Origin of the sequence: Actinoplanes sp. NPDC020271 (assembly GCF_044388125.1) — a bacterium.
GTDB lineage: Bacteria > Actinomycetota > Actinomycetes > Mycobacteriales > Micromonosporaceae > Actinoplanes.
On sequence record NZ_JBIRWQ010000025.1, the window covers coordinates 121,085 to 140,659 of the forward strand.

Genomic DNA, 19,575 nt, shown 5'->3' on the forward strand with positions numbered 1-19,575 from the left:
TCAAACCTCCAGGTCGGAAGGCAGCGACACCACCGAGGAAGGAGCCACCCCAGGCGTCGTGTCCAGATGCCCCAGCAGCCCGTCGACGTATGAGACGTCGACGCGGACTTTCTGAACTCGCCCGTCCACGTCTCGCATCACGAATTCGCGGAAGCCGAGCCGATGCTGTGACGACGTGTCCACCTGGGACAGCGAGGCCAGTGTCGCCTCGTACCCGTCGTGGACGGGCACCCGCAGCAACCGCAGCGCCTCGGATGCGATCTCTTGGTCTTCGGCGATGCGTCCGACGAAGACCGTGGAGACCAGGTTCTGCACGTCGAGGCCGAGGATGTCCCGCGGGTTCTGTGAGGCGACCAGCGCGGCCAGGTTCCATTTGCGGGAGTCTCGGGCGAGCCGGACGAGGAAGGAGCGGCCGGACCGCCAGCCTTCCATGAAGTGTGCCTCGTCGAGCCCGACCATTTTGCGGGAGGACATCGAGCCGCCGTAGCAGCGCCGGACGGCCAGCCGGTGTGCGGTGTGCAGCATCGGCAGCGCCAGCGATTCTTCGGCTGACCAGTATTCTCGCTCGATTTTGAGGTCGGGCAGTCGCAGGCCGGCCATGGTGATGACGGTGAGGGCGGAGTCGGCGCCGAGCAGGTGTTCCGGCGGGCGGCCGAAGAAGAGCAGCGCGAGCGGCATTTCCGCGGTGTCGAGCAGCAGGTTGGCGAGTTCTTTGCCTTCGTCGTCGAGCCCTTGGAGGGTGGTGACGACGTCGTCGAGCATCGACGTCTCTTCGGCCGGGACCTGTCGTACCGCGTGCCGGAGCAGGGTTGCGGTGGATGCTTCCTTGGCGACCTGCGGGGGTACCAGCATCGAGCAGATGTCCTGGACCAGCATGCGGCGTTCGGCGCGGGCGTTGGAGACTGCGATTTCGTATTCGCGGTCGCCGCTGGGCCCGGTCGAGAACTCGGACCGGATCGGGGTGGGGATCAGCGCATAGGGCGCGAGCGTGCCCTGTTCGGAGCCGGTGAGGTTCAGAACCCGGCTGTACGGCTTCAGTTCCGGCATTTCACACAGTCGCGCGAGTGGCCCTGACGGGTCGAGCAGGGTGACCTGCACTCCTCGGCGCGCATTGAGGTAGCCGAGCGCGCCCATCAGGGTCGACTTGCCACCGCCGGGTTCGGCGACGAAGACGCCCAGCCCGGAGCGTTCCCGCACCTCCATCGGGAAGTGCAGGTCAAGGAAGACGGGCCGGCGGCAGGTGCCCGAGGTGCGTCCGATCAGGTCGCCGCGCCGGTCGCCGACTGTCGACGCTGCTTGGGGCAATGCCGCGGCCAGCAGTTTGACCGGCATGCGCCGGACGTATCCGGTGTTGGCGATCGGCTCACCGGGGATGAACTCGCGGGCCAGCTGGTCCTGGTTCTTCGGGTGTTGCAGGGAGATCCGCAGTTCACGGGAGTAGAGCTGGATGAGTCGGCGGGCGCGTTCGAGGCATTCCTCGCGGTTGGCGCCGCTGACGGCGATCCGGTGCCAGCCGTGTGCCCGGGCCGAGTCGGTCGGCAGGCCGGTGGTCATCTCGTCGCCGATCACCAGCGCGCGTTTGGCGAGGCGTTCCAGTTCCGGCGGGGCGTCGATGCCGTGCTCGGCGTAGTCGAGTTGCTGGGAGCGGATCATCCGGAGCCGGTGTTCGAGGTTCTTGAACGAACTGTTCGAGCCGAGGATGTCGATGCGGGAGGAGAGTTCCATCGGCCAGGGCAGCCGCTCGTGGAAGTGCATCCACGGCTCGTGCCGTTCGGGGATCTCCAATGGTTCCATCCGGCCGACGGAGAGGACCGCGACGTGGCGTTCCTCGCCGGTCATGCGGTTGACCAGCTTGACCGTTGATCCGTATGGCGTCCGGTACCGCTCGACCTGCTCGGTCAGCGCGAGCAGGTCACCGGTTTCCCAGTGCCCGTTCGAGACCGGGGAGAGCAGGCCGGGCGGGGCCATGCCGAGGGCCACCGAGCGGAACAGCAACCATTCCAGTTCCTGCGGGGTGACCCGGCGGCCGCGCATGCCGAACGCGTTCAGCACCTCGTCGAACTGCTCGACCGTCCGGCCCAGCTTGCGTCGTTCGTTCTCCGAGGTGCCGCGGCCGAAGGCACGCAGGATCCGCTCGGAGAAGGTGTCGCCGAGCGAGCGCCGGGCGAACGTGACGCCGAGGTATGTCTGGCCTTCGGCGTGGTTGACCGAGAGCAGGTGCCGCTGGGCCGCGACCATGTGGTCCGACCAGGAGGTGGCGCCCTGCACGTCGGGCAGCGGTTTGAGCGTGAACGAGTCGACCGTGCGGGCCCACTCGTCGGCCGGGAACGGCCGGGTGGTCCGGCGCAGGTGCAGCCGGAACCCGGCGAGCCCGGCGTACTGCTCGGAGATCGCGCTGAGCAGCGCCTCCCGTTCCGCGTCGGGGCGGAACGCCCAGCGCACCTCGGGCAGGTAGTACCACGCGGTCACGGTGCCCTGGGTGAAGGTGAGGTGCCCGGCGATCTCGCTGATGGCCAGTTCGATCGCGGGGTCGCGGTCGCTGAACTTCAGTTTCTGCGGGCGCAGCGGTGCCGGTTTCGGCGCCTTGGGTTCTTTGCGTTTGACCGGGGCGGGCTTGGGTTCCCGACGGGCCGGCGCCTTCTCGCGGCGTTTGGCCGGCGCTTTCTCCGGCACCGGGACCGGCAGCGGAGCCGGCGCGGGCGCCAGGCTCGGCATGCCGTTGAGGGGCGCCCCGGCCGGCGACGGTTCGGCGTAGGAGGGCGCGGACGGTGCCACCGGTAGCGGCCCGCCCGGCGAAGTCGCCGTCGGCAGACCGCGACCGTTGGTCTCCCGAGCGCGCGGCGGCCACTCGTCGAACTCGGACCAGTCGTCCTCGTCCCCCGTCACCGGGCGGAAGCCCTCGCCCGCCGATACCGGCTCCGCATAGAAGGCCGCCGAGCCACGCTCCGGGTGGGAGACCGCCGGGCCACGCTCCGGGTGGGGGGCCGCCGGGCCACGCTCCGGGTGGGGGGCCGCCGGGCCCGGCTGCGTGTAGAAGTCAGGCTCCGGCCCCGCCGGAGCCCGTGTCACGGACGCGCCGTTCCACCCGTCAACCGCGGGCGGGTCGGCCGCAACCGGCAGCGGCGCCGGCCCGGACCCGTTGCCACGATGCCCGTTGGTGGGCAGCGGCGCCGGCCCGGATCCGTTGCCGGCACGCCCGTTGGCCGGCAGGGGCGCCGGCCCCGACCCGTGGCCCCGCTGACCGTTGGCCGGCAGCGGCTCCGCGGCCGGCTTCGGCGGAAGATCACTCGCGCGGGTGGGCGCGACCCCGCCGAACAGGTCGAGGAAGGGCGAGTCGATGTCCAGGGTGGGGTCGACCGGGGCCGACGACGGCCGCGCCGCCTTCGGGGCCTGGAAGACGCCGACGCCCCCGTGGCCGGGAGCGGCGACTAATTCTTCGGCCTCGTCCAGCGAGTCGGCCGAGTAGCTGCCCGATGCGGACGCGCGGGAGCGTCCGTTCGGAGGGGGATTGGTGGTCATGGGCGAACACCGCCGTGGATGGCCGAACCGGTCATACCAACTCCTCCCGAACCCGGATGCGAGTGGCGACAAGTCTGGGGTCGCGGCGCTCGACGGCGAGCTCGCGGGTGCGGCGCCAGTCGGTCAGCGCGGTGCGGATGACGACCCGGGCCGGCCGATCCGGGTCGACGTGCCGGAACACGTACGACGTCGTCACCATGGCCAGGGCGATCTCCCAGGCGGGGAAGAGGTCGAAGTCGAACGTGACCAGGTAATGCAGGACCATGAACACGGGTACGAGCACGACGAACATGCCGTACTGCGCATACGACAAGTGGATCGGCAGTGTGTAGCCGGGCGGGCCTAGATAGACCAGGCGAGCCCGGTAGATGTCGTCGTCGGTCCGGAGCCGCATCTCAGTTGAAGATCAACTTGATCAGGTAGTCGCCGACGAAGAAGAGGGTGGCCGCGCCCGCGATGAAGGCCAGGCCCACGATCGCGATGGCCGAGCTGGTGAGCACTCGGGAGACCTCGCCGCGGCTGGCGCGGCCGATGAAGATCACGCCGAGCACCGCGAGCAGGATGGGCGCGATGTTCTTCGCGAAGAACGTGACGATGCCCGAAGTGTTGATGCCGGTCGGCTCGGCTGCGGCGGCGAGCACACTGCTCTGGAGCGCCGTCGCGACCTGACCGGCGAGCTCAGTGGCGATCATCGGTAAACCTCCCCGTGTCCGGTATGGGGGTTACGGACACGCTGCAGTTGTGAAGCCGTACGGCACTGCCCATATCGTGCTACCTGTAGCTCACCACGTCGAGTGAACCATTCGGGCACTGCCATGCTCGTCTCTGCTCTCTTCGGTCACTTCATGATGCCCAGTTCCGAAGAGTACGGCCCGTACTTGCTCGCAACAAGCGCCCGTTTCGTTACCCAAGGTGAAGGAATGGATGAATGAGAGTGACGAAGGCATCGTACACCTGTTCGAAAGACCTGGGCCCCGTAGGCTCGACGGGTGCTCACTCCGCCGACAGAAGCCCAGGTCACCACGGCTGAACTGCTGCATCGGGATCACCCGGTCGTGATGGGCGTCCTGAACGTCACGCCCGACTCGTTCTCGGACGGCGGCCGCTGGTCCGACCTGGACTCCGCGGTCGAACATGGCATGTCTCTGTTCCGCCAGGGCGCGGACATCGTCGATGTCGGCGGTGAATCCACCCGTCCCGGCGCGGAGCGTGTCGACGCCGCCACGGAGGTGGCCCGGGTGGTGCCGGTCATCGAGAGGCTTGCCGCCGCGGGCGTGCCGCTGAGCATCGACACCACGCGGGCGGTCGTCGCCGAGGCCGCGCTCGCGGCCGGCGCCACCGTGATCAACGACGTCTCCGGCGGGCTGGCCGACCCGGGCATGGCCGCGGTCGCCGCCGCGGCCGGCTGCCCGTGGATCCTGATGCACTGGCGCGGGCACTCCCGGGACATGCAGGCGCTGGCCACCTATCAGGACGTGGTCACCGAAGTCCGCGACGAGTTGCGGGCGCGGGCGGACGCGGCGATCACGGCCGGCGTCGACCCGGGCCGCATCATCCTCGACCCGGGCATCGGCTTCGCGAAGACCGCGGAGCACAACTGGGCCCTCAGCGCCCACCTCGACGTCCTGATCGGCCTCGGCTTCCCGGTCCTCTTCGCCGCCAGCCGCAAGACCTACCTGGGCCGGCTCCTGGCCGAGGCGGACGGCACACCACGCCCCGTCGCCGGCCGCGAGGCGGCTACCCTCGCCACCTCCCTGCTGGCGTTCGCCGCCGGCGTCTGGGGGGTCAGGGTCCACGAGGTCCGCGAGACCGCTGATGCCCGCGCTGTCTGGCGCGCCACCGGCTCGCCGCGGCTTTCCAAGATCTAAAACACGATTCGGTACGGCGTGAGCCGCGCCGAACCTCTGGAGCACGAGCGAGGGGGATCCGGAGTGACCGGACAGATCACGCTGACCGGGCTGCGTGCCCGTGGCCGGCACGGCGTCTACGACTTCGAGCGCGAACAGGGGCAGGACTTCGTCGTCGACGTCCGGCTGCACCTCGATCTGAGCCGTGCCGCCGCGACCGACGACGTCGCCGACACCGTCCATTACGGCGAACTGGCGACGGCGCTGGTCGGGGTGCTCACCGGCGAGCCGGTCAACCTGCTGGAGCGTCTGGCCGACCGCCTGCTCGACGTGTGCCTGGCCGACCCGCGGGTGGCCGCCGCCGAGGTGACCGTCCACAAGCCGCAGGCACCCATCCCGCACGAGTTCGCCGACGTCGCCGTCACTCTGCGCCGGGAGCGCGCGGCATGAGCGAGCTTGCGAGCAGCTCATTGAGCTCAGTTGATCAATCATGGCGTCGCCGGAGCGCAGCGGAGGCGTCGGAATGAGCCGGGCGGTTCTGTCGATCGGGAGCAACCTCGGTGACCGGCTCGCTCATCTGCAGGCCGCGGTCACGGTGCTGGGCCGCGGCGTCCGGCAGGTCTCCGGTGTCTACGAGACGCCACCGTGGGGTGACGCGGACCAACCCTCGTACCTCAATGCTGTGATCTTGGCCGAGGATGTCGCCGCGGCACCGCATGACTGGCTGGAGCGGGCTCGGGCCTGCGAAGCGGCCGAAGGTCGCGAGCGTGACCCGGAGCGCCGCTTCGGGCCGCGCACCCTGGACGTCGACGTGATCACCGTGTGGGACGCCGACGGCCGCCCGGTGAGCAGCGACGACCCCGACCTGACCCTGCCGCATCCGCGCGCCCACCTGCGCGCCTTCGTGCTGCGGCCCTGGCTCGACCTGCGGCCGGACGCCGTCCTGCCCGGTCACGGCCCGCTCGCCGTCCTGCTCTCCGCGCCGGAACTCGCCACGGACGTCGCCGGAATGACGCCTCGTCCGGATCTGTCGCTAGAGTCGATGTCGTGAGCACCAACCCCGACGGCCTCCCGAGCGGGCGGCCGACCGACCCGTCACTGCGACCGACGAGTGTCTCGGCGCTGGTGCTGGCCGCGTTGATCGGCGCGGCGCTGGGCTGGCTGCTGCTCGGCTACGACCAGTTGTTCTACAAGGTGACCCCGCTGCCCTGGACGGCGGCGGTGGTGCTGTTCGCGCTGGCGGTCGCCGAGGGCTACCTGGCGCAGAACACGGCTGCCCGGATCCAGCGCAAGCCGGGCGCCCCGCGGGTGGAGCCGCTCGTGGTCGCGCGCTACGTCGCCCTCGCCAAGGCGTCGTCCCTGGTCGGCGCGCTCACTGCCGGGTTCTCCGCGGGCATCCTGATCTGGCTCGTCATGGAGCCCACCGACTCCGCCAAGTCGGACGTGCCGACGGTCGCGACGACGCTGGTCGCCGCGGTCGCGCTGATCGGCACGGCGCTCTGGCTGGAGCGCGCCTGCCGGGTGCCCGACGACCCCGACCGCGAGGGCAAGGACACCGGTCGTCCGACCAATCGGCGTTGACACTTGTAATTGCGTTGCATGCTCTGAACTGAGGCCATCCCGTATCCGTATCCTGTGCGGCGGGTGACTCGACCCGGAGTAGCGTGCGCCTCGAACCGCTGTTGGGGGCGTAAGGAGGCGCGGACCATGGCGTACGACGAGACGACGTTCCGCCGGCCCGGCGAGAGCACCGGCGAGACCGACCCGGCTGCGTATCGGCGCCGCGTCCAGCTCGACGACACCGGCGGCAACACTCTCGACCAGTCGTTGCGCGTCCCCGTCACCAGCACCGCGGAGGAGGACGGGCGGGATCGGCTCGGCGTGCACCTGGGCTGGGAGGTCGTCCTCCTGGTCGCGGCCGGGGTGCTCGGCTTCCTGCTCTGGCGGGAGAGTTCGGCCGCGCTGCAGCGCCCCGCGCTGGACGTCCTGCTCGTCACCGGCGCCGCGATCGGCCTGATCACTCTCGGCGCCGGGCTGTCCCTGCGGGCCGGCGTGCCCAATCTGGCGATCGGCCCGATCGTGCTGGCCGCCGAGTTCCAGTTCGCCGAGAACGGTGACAAGGGCATCCTCCAAGCCCTGGTCCCGGCCCTGATCATCGCCGCCGCCGGTGGCCTGATCGTCGCCGTGCTGATCCTCGTGCTGCACGTGCCGGGCTGGGCGGCCACGCTCGCGGCCGCGTTCGGTGTGATCACTTTCGACCAGCTTCGAGTCAACGCCGTCGTGGTGCAGGGCGACTGGGAGCCGACCGGCCGGGCGTTCGTGCTCTTCGGCGGCTTCGCCGTGCTGGCCGTCCTGGGCGCGGGGCTCGGCGCGATCGGCCCGGTGCGCCGCTTCTTCGGGCGGATGCGTTCGTCCGGTGACCCGGCCGGGCGGCGTGGCCTCGCGGTCGTGCTGCCGGTGGTGGTGGCCCTGGTCGGCTCGTCGGTCTTCGCGGCCGGCGCCGGCGTGATCCTGGCCGCCCAGTCGACCGCCCCGATCCGGCCCGGCACCGGCCTGGAGTGGACCGGCGTCGGCCTGGGCCTGGCGCTGCTCGGCGGCACGAGCGCCTACGGACGCCGGGGCGGGATCTTCGGCACGCTCTTCGCGGTGATCGCGCTGACCCTGTTCCTGGACTATCAGACCCGGAAGGACCTGCAGATCTCGATCTTCGCGATCGCCGGCGCGGTCTTCCTCGCGGGCCTGATCGCGACCCGGATCGTCGAGTCCTACGGCCGGCTGGCCGGTGCCGTGGCCACGCAGGACTGGAATGCCGCGCCCTCCGGCGGGCTGGACCCCAGCTGGTCACCGACCATGCCGGAGACCTGGAACACCCCGGCGCAGCCGGGCGGCACCGACCGTTGGGACGAGGGCCCGTGGGGCACCAACCGCTGAAAGTATGCTTTCGGACATGACCACGCCCGGCTTCGCCGAACTGGACGCCCTGCCCACCGAAGAGCTACGGGAACGCGCTTTTGCCAAAGCCCGGGAGAAACACGACGTCCGTTTCTTTTGGTCGGTGTTCAAGCACCTGCCCGATTCGGACGAGGCCGCCGCGCTGGACGGCGCCCCCAACTCGATCGGCCCGACCGTCGACGAGGCCGTCGCGCTCTGGCGCGAGCTGGAGGGTCGTGACCTCGGCGAGCAGGAGCCGCTGCTGCGCGCCGCGTTCATCGACTATCTGAGCAGGTAGTGACGACTGTCGTTTGAGGGCTCGGCCCCGCAGGGAAATAGCGGGGCCATGGCTCTCGGAAGCAAGTACAAGACTGCGCCTGGTGCGGGCACCATAGCCGCGCTCATACTCGTGCTGGTCTTCGGCAGCCCCTGGTACGGGGACTGGGCCGCGGACAACACCAACGAGAACACCGCCGGCGGCTGGTGGCTGCGCCTGCTGCACTGGCCGGCCTGGCAGTTCGACACCTCGGACTCGCTGCGCGACGTGGTGGTCGGCGACCTCCGCGCGATCCTGCTGGTCGTGCTGACGTTCCTCTTCCTCGTTCTGCTGCCCGGCTCGCAGCTGGCTCGCGCCCGCGGCACGATCAGCCAGTTCTTCGCCGGCTGGGCCGCATACATCTTCGCGGGTGGCTTCGCGTCGCTGCTCGCCACCCTGTTCCTGGCCAACCCCTCGTTGCTCGGCGCGTTCCGGGTGGCCGGCAGCGGTGCGGAGTACGGACTGTTCGTCGGCTGGGTCGTCGGCTTCGCCAGCCTGGGCGGCCGGCGCGGCACTCGAGCCTGATGCTGGGTTTGATTGCTGGGTTTGATTGCCTCGCTTCGCTCGGCGGCATTTCGCCCTGGGAAGTCGATGACGAGAGTGCCGAAAACGACCACGCTTCGCTTGTCGTTTTCGGCACTCTCGTCATCGACGGGCGAAATGCGTGGTGGTTGTGGTCAGACTGCTGATTGCTCCTGCGCCGGTTGCTCCTGCGCCGGTTGCTCCTGCGCCGGTTGTTTCTGTGCCGGGGTTGCGAAGACGGCCGTCCGGGTTATTTGACCGACCGGGCGGCCGTCCTGCGTGACCAGGACTGTGGCGGCGTCGTCGGTGAGCATCACGGCGAGTGCGTCGTGCAGGGTGGCGGCGGCGTCCACCGTCGGCAGGCCGTCGGTGGCGCCGTCGATCGAGGACATCACGTCCCGCACCGGGGTCACCGCCAGGCGACGGATGCCGCGGTCGGTGCCGACGAAGTCCCGGACCTCAGTCGACGCGGGCCGGCTCAGCAGTTCGGCCGGAGTCGCGTACTGCAGCAATCGCCCGCCCTCGGCGAGCACCGCGATCCGGTCGCCCATCCGGACGGCCTCGTCGATGTCGTGCGTGACCAGCACGATCGTCTTGCGGACGGTGGCCTGCAGGCGCAGGAACTCCTCCTGCAGCCGGGCCCGGACGATCGGGTCGACCGCCGAGAACGGCTCGTCCATCAGCAGCACCAGTGGGTCCGCGGCGAGTGCCCGGGCGACCCCGACCCGCTGGCGCTGACCGCCGGAGAGCTCGTGCGGGTAGCGCTTGCCGTACCGCGCCGGGTCCAGCCCGACCATGTCCAGCAGCTCGTCGGCCCGGCCGTTGATGCGCTTGCGGTCCCAGCCGAGCAGACGGGCGACGGTGCCGACGTTGGCCCGCACGGTCTGGTGCGGGAACAGGCCCACGTTCTGGATCACGTAGCCGATCTGCCGCCGCAACTGCACCGGGTCCTGTTTCAGCACGTCCCGGCCGTCGATCGTGATCGTCCCGCGGGTCGGCTCGATCAGCCGGTTGATCATGCGGAGGATCGTCGACTTGCCGGAGCCGGAGGCGCCGATCAGCACCGCCAGCTCGCCGGCCCGCACCTCGAGACTGAACTTGTCCACGGCGACGGTGCCGTCCGGATACACCTTGCCGACGTCCGACAGGGTGATCGATGCCGCGGTAGCGTCCACGTATGTCTCTCCTGCTCTGGGGGCCGGCATCGTTGACGCCGGTGGCCGCCCCCGCCGATGACGGCCCGGGGAATCCGTGGTTCTCCTGGCGGTATGTCCACGAGAACGCCGACGCCATCGGTACCGCCCTGCGCTTCCACGCCGGGCTCACCGCGCAGACCGTGCTCCTCGCGCTGGTCGTCGCGGTGCCGCTGGCGGTCGTCGCCTACTGGATCAAACCGCTGACCGCGCCGATTCTCGCACTCTCCGGCATTCTCTACACGATTCCTTCGCTGGCGCTGCTCTCCCTGCTGGCCCCGCTGGTCGGCACGACGGGCACCACCTCGGTCCTGATCGCTCTGGTCATGTACGCGCTGCTGGTCCTCGTCCGGAATTCGCTGGCCGGGCTGACCCAGGTCCCGCCCGAGGTCATCGACGCCGCGACCGGCATGGGGTACGGACGGTTCGGCCGCCTGCTGCGGGTGGAGCTGCCCCTCGCGCTGCCCGGCATCCTGACCGGACTGCGCCTGGCCACGGTCTCGACTGTGGCACTTGTCACGGTCGGTTCGCTGATCGGTCAGGGCGGCCTCGGTGACCTGATCCTGGGCGGTTTCCGGAACAACTTCTACAAAGCGGAGATCCTCACCGGGACGATCCTCTGCGTAGCGCTGGCACTGGTCCTCGACCTGCTGCTGGCCGGGCTCGGCCGGGCGCTGACCCCGTGGACCCGGGGGAGGACCGCGTGAGCGACCGGAAGAAGCGAGCCATCGCACACCCCGGAGGGGCGGCGTGAGCTACTTCCAGGAGGGCATCACCTGGCTCAACGACCCGCTGAACTGGACCAACCCCGGCGGCCTGCTCGACCGGCTGATCGAGCACCTGGTGATCAGCTTCTGGGCGGTGCTGCTCGGCTGCGCGGTCGGCTGGCCGATCGGCATCTGGCTCGGGCACCGCGGCCGGGGCGGCGCCACCGCGGTCACGGTCGCCAACCTCACCCTCGCCGTCCCCACGCTGGCGCTGCTGACGATCCTGCCGCTGACCCCGCTCGGCTTCGGCAAACCGCCGGTGGTGGTCGCCCTCGCGGTCTTCGCCGTGCCGCCGCTGCTGGCCAACGCGGTCACCGGCCTGCGCTCGATCGACCCGGAGACCCGAGAGGCCGCCCGCGGTATGGGGCTCTCCGGCGGGCAGTTGCTGCGCCAGGTGGAGCTGCCGCTCGCGGTGCCCTATCTCGCGGCCGGCCTGCGCACCGCGGCGGTCCAGGTGGTCGCGACCGCGGCGCTGGCCGCTCTGGTCAACGGCGGCGGGCTCGGCCAGATCATCAGCGCCGGTTTCGGCATCGGGATGAGCAACGGCGGTGGCGGTCAGATCGTCGCCGGCGGCCTTGCCGTGGCGCTGCTGGCCCTGCTCGTCGAGGGCGTTCTGGCGGTGTTCCAGCGGCTGGTCACCCCGCCCGGGCTGAGGGTACGAAAGCGCCGCCGAGCTGCTGTGACGGTTACCACGCCATAACGCTCCGGCATCAAAGCCCGATCTTGTCATACCCGGCGGGTACGAAGGACATGAGCACTACGCGGGCACCGCAACTCGGCTGCCCGCCGGACACGCGGCAACCGCCATCCGGGCGTTGCCGGGGCACAGAAGGCGGCAGTAATGCGTCACAACCTCTTCCGCACGGCCGGCGTTCTCGCCGCTGCCGTCGTCGTCCTGGCCGGCTGTGGTGAGGCCGGCTCCTCGGGCACCGAGGCGCCCCCGTCGGCCGCATCGGCCGCGGGCGCCGGCTGTGCCCCGGTCGCGGGGGACAAGCTGGTCGTCCTCACCGACGACAAGAAGCTGCAGAACACGGACAACGTGATCCCGGCGATCAACAAGAAGGCGTCCAGCCCCGAGCTGATCGCCGCACTGGACAAGGTGTCCGCGGCGCTCGACACGGCCAAGCTGGTCGAGCTGAACAAGGCCGTCGACATCGACCGCAAGTCCTCCAAGGCCGCCGCGCAGGACTTCGCCACGGCGAACAACCTGACCGACGGTCTCACCAAGGGCAAGGGCGGCAACATCACCGTCGGCGCGGCGAATTTCAGCGAGAACGCGACGCTCGGCGAGCTCTACGGCATCGTCCTGACCGCGGCCGGCTACACCGTGAAGGTGCAGCAGATCGGTAACCGCGAGCTCTACGAGCCGGCCCTGGAGAAGGGCGACCTCACCGTCGTCCCGGAGTATGCGGCGACTCTGGCCACGTTCCTGGCCGGCAAGGAGAAGGACCCGTCCTCGCCCGACCTGGACACCACGGTGACCAACCTCAAGGCGCTCGGTGACAAGCGCGGCCTGGTCTTCGGCCAGGCCAGCCAGGCCCAGGACCAGAACGCGTTCGCCGTCACCACCGCCTTCGCCCAGAAGTATTCGCTGACCACCCTGTCCGACCTGGCGTCGAAGTGCTCCGGCGCGGCGACCGTGCTCGGTGGCCCGGCCGAGTGCCCGCAGCGGCCCAAGTGCCAGCAGGGTCTGGTCTCGGTCTACAACTTCCAGGCCGGCAAGTTCGACACCCTGGACGCCGGCGGCCCGCTGACCAAGAACGGTCTGAAGACCGGCACCATCTCGGTCGGCCTGGTCTTCAGCTCGGACGGCGCGCTGGCCGCGGGCTGACGACTCGTCGAACGTTTGTTCCGAACGCCGGGTCGGTGCGTGCCACCCGGCGTTCGGCCGTTTCGTCCCGGGCGCACTCTCGGTAACATCAGCGCCCATGCCGGAACGCGACTCCCAAGCGGGACACAGCGCACGCCTGCTCCGTGGTCTCCTGTGGGCGGGGGTGATTCTCGCCCCCGTGGGCGCCGCCGTCGTGCTGATCGGCGGCAGCCCCGGGTCGATCCGCTTCGCGGTGCTGCTCATTGCCGTCAGCGTTGTCCTGGTCGGAGCATCAGTGCTGATCCGCAGCGATCCGGTGCTGCTCAGGATGGATGTCGAGGACCGCGTCGCGGAGGAGATCGATCGCCTTCGCAAGGAACTGACCGCGGAGATCACGGCCCGGGCCGACGCCGCTCCGGATCCGGACCGGCCGCCGCTGACCCCGCGCCGGCCCGCCGGTGGACGGGCTCAGGCCGGCGTTCCCGCGGGAGCGCCCGGTGCTTACGGTCCGCAGTCGGGTCGGGGCGCTGAGCAAGGGGCCGAGTTCGGTTTCCCGCCGGAGGGTCCCTCGAACGGCTTCTTCGGTGACGAGCCCGACTACGACGGGCAGCAGAACTTCAACGGCCGGCCGGGGTACGAGGATGGGCAGCCGTTCGGCGGCCAGCCCGGCTTCCAGGGCCAGCCGCCGTTCAACGGCCAGCCGGGAGCGAACGGTCAGCCCGGTTTCAACGGCCAGCCGGGAGCGAACGGTCAGCCCGGTTTCAACGGCCAGCCGGGGCCGAACGGCCAGCCCGGTTTCAACGGGCAGCCGGCGTTCAACGGGCAGCCCGCCATGAACGGTCAGCCCGGTTTCGACCCTCAGCCCGGTTTCGACGGCCAGCCCGGTTTCGACGGTCAGGCGGCGTTCGAGGGGCAGGCCGGGTTCGACGACCAGCCCGGCTTCGAGGATCCGGCCGCCTACGGCCCGGGCCCGAACGCCGGCGGTTACGACGCCGAGCCCGCCTACGCCGACCAGCAGAACGAGTACTACGACGAGTACGGGCAGCCGAGCGCCCCGGAACCGCCCCGCCCCAGCGGGGGTCGGGCGGTCGTCGCCGGCAGCGCCCGTCCGATGTCCCCCGGCGGCCCGGCCGGTCGCGCCTCGGCCGCCGTGCCCACCGGTTCCGCTTCGGTGGGCGCCGCCGCTGTCGCACCCCCGCAGACCGGCGCGTTGCCCCGCCAGCGCGGCGCCGCCTCGGTCCCCGCCCCGGTGGTCGGCGCGGCCCGCGCCTCGGTCACGCCGCCCAACCCGGGCGGCCCGGTGGGCGGTCCGATGCCCGGTCCCGGTGGTGGTGGTGCCATGCCTCGCCAGGGCGGTGGCCCCATGTCCGGGATGGGCGCCGGCCCGATGCCCGGCGGCCCGATGCCGGGCGGCCCGATGCCGGGCGGCCCGATGCCCGGCGGTCCGATGTCCGGCCCAGGCAATAGCCCAGGCAACGGCCCCGTGCCAGGCCCGGGCGTCTACGGCGGTCAGGCCGCTCCTCGTGCCTCGGCCGCGGTCCGCCCCGGCGCCACCTACGGCCGCCCGGATGCCCCGAACGGCGATTTCGGCGCCGCCAACGGTTACGCCGCCCCCGGCGACGGTTACGGTCCCGAGAACGGCTATGGCCCGGACAACGGTTACGGACCCGATAACGGTTACGGCCCGGACGACGGTTACGGACCCGACAACGGCTATGGTCCCGACAACGGTTACGGGCCGGACAACGGTTACGGGCCGGACGACAACTACGGCCCCGATCAGGCCGGATTCGACCCGAACGGCCCGGACTCGGGCGAGTACAAGGCCCGCCGCCATCGCCCGTCCGCCAACGACACCAACGTCGGTTCCCTGGCCGATTTCGCCAACATGCCCGGTTACCGAGGGGATGGCCAGGGCAACTGGTGACCTACTTGTCGATGTCTCCGACGACGAAGAACATCGACCCGAGGATCGCGATCAGATCCGGCACCAGGCAGCCGGGGATGAGCGTCGCCAGCGCCTGCACGTTCGCGTAGGAGGCGGTTCGCAACTTGAGCCGCCACGGCGTCTTGTCCCCGCGCGACACCAGGTAGTACCCGTTGACGCCGAGCGGGTTCTCGGTCCACGCGTACGTATGCCCCTCGGGCGCCTTGACCACCTTGGGCAGGCGCACGTTGACCGGCCCACCGAGCCGTTCCACGCGGTCCAGGCACGCGTCGACCAGGTCCAGTGACACATACACCTGCTCGAGCAGCACCGCGAAACGGGAGTGGCAGTCGCCCGCGGTCCGCGTCACCACGGGCACGTCCAGTTCGTCGTACGCCAAATAGGGTTCGTCCCGACGGACGTCGAAGTCGAGGCCGCTCGCCCTCGCAACCGGGCCGGAGGCTCCGAAGGCAGCCGCGGCGGCTGCGGAGAGGACGCCGACCCCGACCGTCCGGGCCAGGAAGATGTCGTTCTTGTGAATGACGCGGTCCAGGTCCGGCATGCGTTCACGGACCGCGGCGACCGCCTGCCGCGCCCGTTTCGTCCATCCGGCCGGGACCTCCTCCTTCAGCCCGCCGACCCGGTTGAACATGTAGTGGATGCGCCCGCCGGACACCTCCTCCATGACGGTCTGCAGCGTCTCCCGTTCCCGGAACGCGTAGAACATCGGCGTGATCGCACCGATCTCCAGCGGGTAGGAGCCGAGGAACATCAGGTGGTTCAGCACCCGGTTGAGCTCGGCGAGCGCCATCCGCAGCCAGACCGCGCGCTCGGGCACCTCGATGCCCATCAGCCGTTCGACGGCGAGCACCACGCCCAACTCGTTCGAGAACGCGGAGAGCCAGTCGTGCCGGTTCGCCAGCATGATGATCTGCCGGTAGTCCCGCACCTCGAACAGCTTCTCCGCGCCGCGGTGCATGTAGCCCACGATCGGCTCGCAGGCGACGACCCGCTCCCCGTCCAGCGTCAGTTTCAGCCGCAGCACGCCGTGCGTCGACGGATGCTGCGGCCCGATGTTGAGCACCATGTCGGCCGTCTCGAGCCCGGCCCCGGTCCCAACTGTCATCTCCCGCAGCGCATCCGTCACATCAGGCATCGTGCCACGCCTGCCTCCCCCGGGTCCGGGGTGACTTTCCCAACCCCTTTTCCCGTACGTCGTGAAGCGCCCGCCCGGCCCTCAGCTCAGCGACAGGTCGATCCCGATCGGGTGCCACAGCCACCAGTGCGCCCCGAGGCCGGTCGCCGAGGTCAGTTCCGCGGCCTCCCCGGCCCCGGAGAGGGCCCGCAGATAGGCCGCCGGATCGGTGCCGGCCAGTGACAGTGCCGGTCGCGCCCCGCTGACCCCGAGCGCCCGCAGAGCGTCCCGCTGCCGGACCAGTTCGCCGGGTGTCCCGGTGGCGAGCGCGGCCGAGTCCACCGCGACGTGCGCGGTCACGTCGCAGTTCCCGTCCGGCACCGGCGACACCTGCCGCCCCGCCCGGAACCCGGTAAGCGTCCCCAGCGGTGGCCGTTCGTCCTTGCGGTGCCCGTAGTCGATGCCGAGCGCCGCCCCGCGCCGCACCCGCTCCACCGCGTCGGCCCAGGCCGCGTCCCGTGACGCCCCCACCTCGACCCGTCCCGCGCCGGACCACCACCGGGCTGCCCAGAAGACCTCGGCCGGATCGGCGGGCCCGCCGAGCGTCTCCGCCCCGGTGTGCCGGTCCACCAGCACTTTCCGCAGCCGCCCGTCCGCGTCGGTCTCCACGACGTCGAGCGGTACGTTGTCCAGCCATTCGGTGGCGATCAGCAGCCCGGTCACCTCCGCTGGAACGTCCCGCCGCCACCGGATCCGCCCGTCCAGCCCGTCCGGCCGGGGCGCCATCTCTACCGCGACCGGCCGGACCCGCGTCACCAGCTCCCGGGGCAGCAGCAGGCAGAGCGCGGTCAGCAGCTCACCCCGCCCCGCACCCACGTCCACCAGGTCGAACCGCTCCGGCCGCCCGAGCGCCGCGTCCACCCGCTCGACCACGGTGGCCAGCGCCCCCGCGAACAGCGGCGAGGCGTGCACACTCGTCCGGAAGTGATCACCCGGCCCGTCGGCCTCCCGAACGAAGAACCCGCCGTCCCCGTAGAGAGCCGACTGCATGGCCAGTCGCCACCCGATCCCCACCATGCCGCCAGCCTAGGCACTCCGGGCAGCGGGGGTGTGGGTCGCGGCTGGGGCGGTGTGCGGCGGGGCTCGCGGACGGCCGGGGGCGTGATGTTCGGTGGGGGCCGGCCACGGGAAAGCAGGTGGGTGGGGCGGCGGCTCAGGGGATGGCGGGATCGGCCGAACTGGGGCGGTGCGGTTGTTCACACGCGGTTGTCACCGGCGTGTTACGGCAGCGCATACTGGCGCTCGACCGGTACCCGATCGTGAGGACTGGATCCATGAGGACATTGACTGTCGGCGTGGTCGGCGCCGGCCGGGTGGGTGCGGTGCTGGGTGCGGCGTTGAGCGCGGCCGGGCATCGGGTGGTGGCGGCCGCGGCTGTTTCCGCGGCGTCGCGGGAGCGGGTGGCCCGGTTGTTGCCCGGCGCCGAGGTGCTCCCGGCGGACGAGGTGGCCCGCGCCGCGACCGATCTGCTGCTGCTCGCCGTTCCGGATGACGCGCTGCGTGAGATCATCACCGGGTTGCACAGCACCGGCGCGCTCCGGGCGGAGCAGGTGATCGCGCACACTTCTGGCGCTCACGGGCTGGACGTTTTCGGCGATGTGAACGGCATGGCGCTGCATCCCGCGATGACGTTCACCGGGGCGGATTCGGATCTGGCCCGGCTGCCCGGCATCGCCTGGGGGGTGACGACCCGGGACCGGGCGTTCGCCACGCGGCTGGTCGCGGACCTGGGCGGGGTGCCGGAGTGGATCGCCGAGCAGGCCCGCCCGGTCTATCACGCGGCGCTCGCGCACGGGGCGAACCACCTGGTCACGCTCGTCAACGAGGCCGCCGACACGCTGCGCGCGGCCGGGGTCGGTGAGCCGGGGCGGGTGTTGACGCCGCTGCTGACCGCGGCGCTGGACAACGCGCTGCGAATGGGGGACGCGGCGCTGACCGGGCCGGTCTCACGGGGCGACGCCGGCACGGTGGCCAAGCATCTGGACCGGTTGCCGGCCGAGGCCGTACCGGCTTATCTGGCTCTGGCCCGGCGCACGGCGGACCGGGCGCTCGCGGCCGGGCGACTGCGGCCGCAGGACGCCGCGGCACTTCTGGAGGTCTTGTACCGCGCCGAGGTCGGGAGTCCCGCGTGATCGACTGCGCCGCGGCGGAGCGAGGACCACGAGAGCACACGAAGGAAGGCGCAGCGTGACCCAGGTGGTGCACAGCCGCGAGGAGTTGGCCGCGGCGCTTCCCGCCGATCGGGAGATCGCCGTCGTGATGACGATGGGCGCGCTGCACGAGGGACACCGGCAGTTGATCCGGGTCGCACGGCAGCGGTCGAGCTTCGTCGTCGTGACGATCTTCGTGAACCCGTTGCAGTTCGGCCCGAACGAGGACTTCGAGAGGTATCCGCGGACGCTGGAGCAGGATCTCGAGGCGTGCCGGGCCGAGGGGGCCGCGGTGGTCTTCGCGCCGGGCCGGGACGACGTCTATCCCGGTGGTGCGCCGTCGATCACGATGAATCCGGGACCGCTCGGCGCGATCCTCGAGGGCGCGAGCCGTCCGGGTCACTTCTCCGGCATGCTCACCGTGGTCGAGAAGCTGCTGCGGCTGACGCGCGCCGATGTCGCGTTCTTCGGCGAGAAGGATTTCCAGCAGCTGGCGTTGATCCGCCGGATGGCGGTGGACCTGGAGCTCGGCGTGGAGATCGTGGGCGTTCCGACCGTACGGGAAATTGATGGTCTTGCTCTGTCGAGTCGCAATCGGTACCTTTCGGCGGACGAGCGGATCTCGGCGCTGGCATTGTCTCGTGCCCTGCGGGAGGGGGCCGCGCACAGTGACCCGGAGGCGGTTCTCGCCGCCGCTGCCAAGATCCTCGCCGAGGAGCCGGGCGTGCGCCTCGACTATCTCGAACTGACCGGCGCCGACCTCGGCGACGTGCCGGTGGAAGGCCCCGCCCGACTGCTCGTGGCCGCCGGAGTCGGCGCCACCCGTCTGATCGACAACGTCCCGATCGTTCTCCGGAAGGAAGCCTGATGCTGCGCACCATGCTGAAGTCGAAGATCCACCGGGCCACCGTGACGCAGGCCGACCTGCACTACGTGGGCTCGGTGACCGTCGACCTCGACCTGATGGAGGCGGCCGATCTGCTGCCCGGCGAGCTGGTGGCGATCGTCGACGTGACCAACGGCGCGCGCCTGGAGACCTACGTGATCGCGGGCGAGCGGGGCACCGGCGTGATCGGCATCAACGGCGCCGCCGCGCATCTGGTCCACCCTGGTGACCTGGTCATTCTCATCTCCTACGGGCAGATGGACAACGCCGAGGCCCGCTCCTACCAGCCGCGGGTCGTGCACGTGGATGCCGACAACAAGGTGATCGAGCTGGGTGCGGACCCGGCCGAGGCGGTCCCCGGCATGGCGGACGACCTGGTCAGGGGAGATCTGACGCTCACCACGCGCTGAGGGGCTGACTTTCCCGAACGCCGCCGATGAACCGCACCGATCGCCATATGATCGATAAATCGGACATCGGCGGCGTGCGAGAGGCTCCTTCATGCGTCACTG

Annotated in this window: 20 protein-coding genes; 14 read left to right on the plus strand and 6 right to left on the minus strand. The window is 70.7% G+C overall.

The genetic code is table 11. The annotated features are described in order from the left end of the window. Genes ACH442_RS37900 through ACH442_RS37910 form a run of 3 tightly spaced genes read right to left on the minus strand, consistent with a single transcriptional unit; the run spans position 1 to position 4,211 of the window. Entirely contained in the window at positions 1-3,519 is a 3,519-nt protein-coding gene (locus ACH442_RS37900; protein ID WP_396342920.1) for an ATP-binding protein, read from the minus strand. Positions 3,520-3,550: 31 nt separating this feature from the next. Then, the gene (locus tag ACH442_RS37905; RefSeq protein ID WP_396342921.1) at positions 3,551-3,913 is read right to left on the minus strand and encodes a hypothetical protein; all 363 of its coding nucleotides are present in this window, start codon (positions 3,911-3,913) and stop codon (positions 3,551-3,553) included. A gap of 1 nt (position 3,914) precedes the next feature. Further along, on the minus strand, positions 3,915-4,211 hold the full coding sequence (locus ACH442_RS37910) for a hypothetical protein (RefSeq protein WP_396342922.1): 297 nt from the start codon (positions 4,209-4,211) through the stop codon (positions 3,915-3,917). Between the two features lie 366 nt (positions 4,212-4,577). Here ACH442_RS37910 and folP point away from each other — a divergent pair, with 366 nt between their 5' ends. From folP to ACH442_RS37945, 7 genes are all read left to right on the plus strand, one after another. Beyond that, positions 4,578-5,387, plus strand: a complete 810-nt coding sequence (gene folP / locus ACH442_RS37915; RefSeq protein ID WP_396342957.1) for a dihydropteroate synthase — start codon at positions 4,578-4,580, stop codon at positions 5,385-5,387. A 63-nt stretch (positions 5,388-5,450) separates the two neighbouring features. Next, on the plus strand, positions 5,451-5,816 hold the full coding sequence (gene folB / locus ACH442_RS37920) for a dihydroneopterin aldolase (protein ID WP_396342923.1): 366 nt from the start codon (positions 5,451-5,453) through the stop codon (positions 5,814-5,816). Between the two features lie 73 nt (positions 5,817-5,889). Beyond that, positions 5,890-6,417 carry a 2-amino-4-hydroxy-6-hydroxymethyldihydropteridine diphosphokinase gene (gene folK, locus ACH442_RS37925; RefSeq protein WP_396342924.1) on the plus strand — a complete coding sequence of 176 codons (528 nt, stop codon included), beginning with the start codon at positions 5,890-5,892 and terminating at the stop codon, positions 6,415-6,417. After that, positions 6,414-6,947, plus strand: a complete 534-nt coding sequence (locus ACH442_RS37930) for a DUF3180 domain-containing protein (RefSeq protein ID WP_396342926.1) — start codon at positions 6,414-6,416, stop codon at positions 6,945-6,947. The genes folK and ACH442_RS37930 overlap by 4 nt, the downstream gene beginning before the upstream one ends. A 126-nt stretch (positions 6,948-7,073) precedes the next feature. Next, positions 7,074-8,297, plus strand: coding sequence for an ABC transporter permease (locus ACH442_RS37935; RefSeq protein ID WP_396342927.1), 1,224 nt, complete (start codon positions 7,074-7,076; stop codon positions 8,295-8,297). Positions 8,298-8,313: 16 nt separating this feature from the next. After that, on the plus strand, positions 8,314-8,595 hold the full coding sequence (locus tag ACH442_RS37940; protein WP_396342928.1) for a hypothetical protein: 282 nt from the start codon (positions 8,314-8,316) through the stop codon (positions 8,593-8,595). Between the two features lie 48 nt (positions 8,596-8,643). Beyond that, positions 8,644-9,138 (plus strand): hypothetical protein, encoded by a 495-nt coding sequence (locus tag ACH442_RS37945; protein WP_396342929.1) that lies wholly within the window; start codon positions 8,644-8,646, stop codon positions 9,136-9,138. A 152-nt stretch (positions 9,139-9,290) separates the two neighbouring features. Here ACH442_RS37945 and ACH442_RS37950 read toward each other — a convergent pair whose 3' ends face one another. Beyond that, entirely contained in the window at positions 9,291-10,340 is a 1,050-nt protein-coding gene (locus tag ACH442_RS37950) for an ABC transporter ATP-binding protein (protein WP_396342930.1), read from the minus strand. Between ACH442_RS37950 and ACH442_RS37955 the strand changes: the two genes are divergently transcribed. From ACH442_RS37955 to ACH442_RS37970, 4 genes are all read left to right on the plus strand, one after another. Then, the gene (locus ACH442_RS37955; RefSeq protein WP_396342931.1) at positions 10,313-11,035 is read left to right on the plus strand and encodes an ABC transporter permease; all 723 of its coding nucleotides are present in this window, start codon (positions 10,313-10,315) and stop codon (positions 11,033-11,035) included. The genes ACH442_RS37950 and ACH442_RS37955 overlap by 28 nt on opposite strands. A gap of 43 nt (positions 11,036-11,078) precedes the next feature. After that, positions 11,079-11,795 (plus strand): ABC transporter permease, encoded by a 717-nt coding sequence (locus ACH442_RS37960; protein ID WP_396342932.1) that lies wholly within the window; start codon positions 11,079-11,081, stop codon positions 11,793-11,795. Between the two features lie 141 nt (positions 11,796-11,936). Next, entirely contained in the window at positions 11,937-12,926 is a 990-nt protein-coding gene (locus ACH442_RS37965; RefSeq protein WP_396342933.1) for a glycine betaine ABC transporter substrate-binding protein, read from the plus strand. A gap of 97 nt (positions 12,927-13,023) precedes the next feature. After that, the gene (locus ACH442_RS37970) at positions 13,024-14,832 is read left to right on the plus strand and encodes a hypothetical protein (protein ID WP_396342934.1); all 1,809 of its coding nucleotides are present in this window, start codon (positions 13,024-13,026) and stop codon (positions 14,830-14,832) included. 1 nt (position 14,833) lies between these two features. Here ACH442_RS37970 and ACH442_RS37975 read toward each other — a convergent pair whose 3' ends face one another. After that, positions 14,834-15,988, minus strand: coding sequence for an NADH-quinone oxidoreductase subunit D (locus ACH442_RS37975; RefSeq protein ID WP_396342935.1), 1,155 nt, complete (start codon positions 15,986-15,988; stop codon positions 14,834-14,836). Between the two features lie 81 nt (positions 15,989-16,069). Next, entirely contained in the window at positions 16,070-17,041 is a 972-nt protein-coding gene (locus ACH442_RS37980) for an SAM-dependent methyltransferase (RefSeq protein ID WP_396342958.1), read from the minus strand. Between the two features lie 260 nt (positions 17,042-17,301). Here ACH442_RS37980 and ACH442_RS37985 point away from each other — a divergent pair, with 260 nt between their 5' ends. Genes ACH442_RS37985 through panD form a run of 3 tightly spaced genes read left to right on the plus strand, consistent with a single transcriptional unit; the run spans position 17,302 to position 19,473 of the window. Further along, a complete protein-coding gene (locus ACH442_RS37985) occupies positions 17,302-18,159 on the plus strand; it encodes a Rossmann-like and DUF2520 domain-containing protein (protein ID WP_396342936.1) in 858 nt (285 codons plus the stop codon). 55 nt (positions 18,160-18,214) lie between these two features. Continuing rightward, the gene (gene panC, locus ACH442_RS37990) at positions 18,215-19,045 is read left to right on the plus strand and encodes a pantoate--beta-alanine ligase (protein ID WP_396342938.1); all 831 of its coding nucleotides are present in this window, start codon (positions 18,215-18,217) and stop codon (positions 19,043-19,045) included. Beyond that, positions 19,045-19,473, plus strand: a complete 429-nt coding sequence (gene panD, locus ACH442_RS37995) for an aspartate 1-decarboxylase (protein WP_396342940.1) — start codon at positions 19,045-19,047, stop codon at positions 19,471-19,473. Before panC ends, panD begins: the two co-directional genes overlap by 1 nt. Positions 19,474-19,575: the final 102 nt, after the last annotated feature.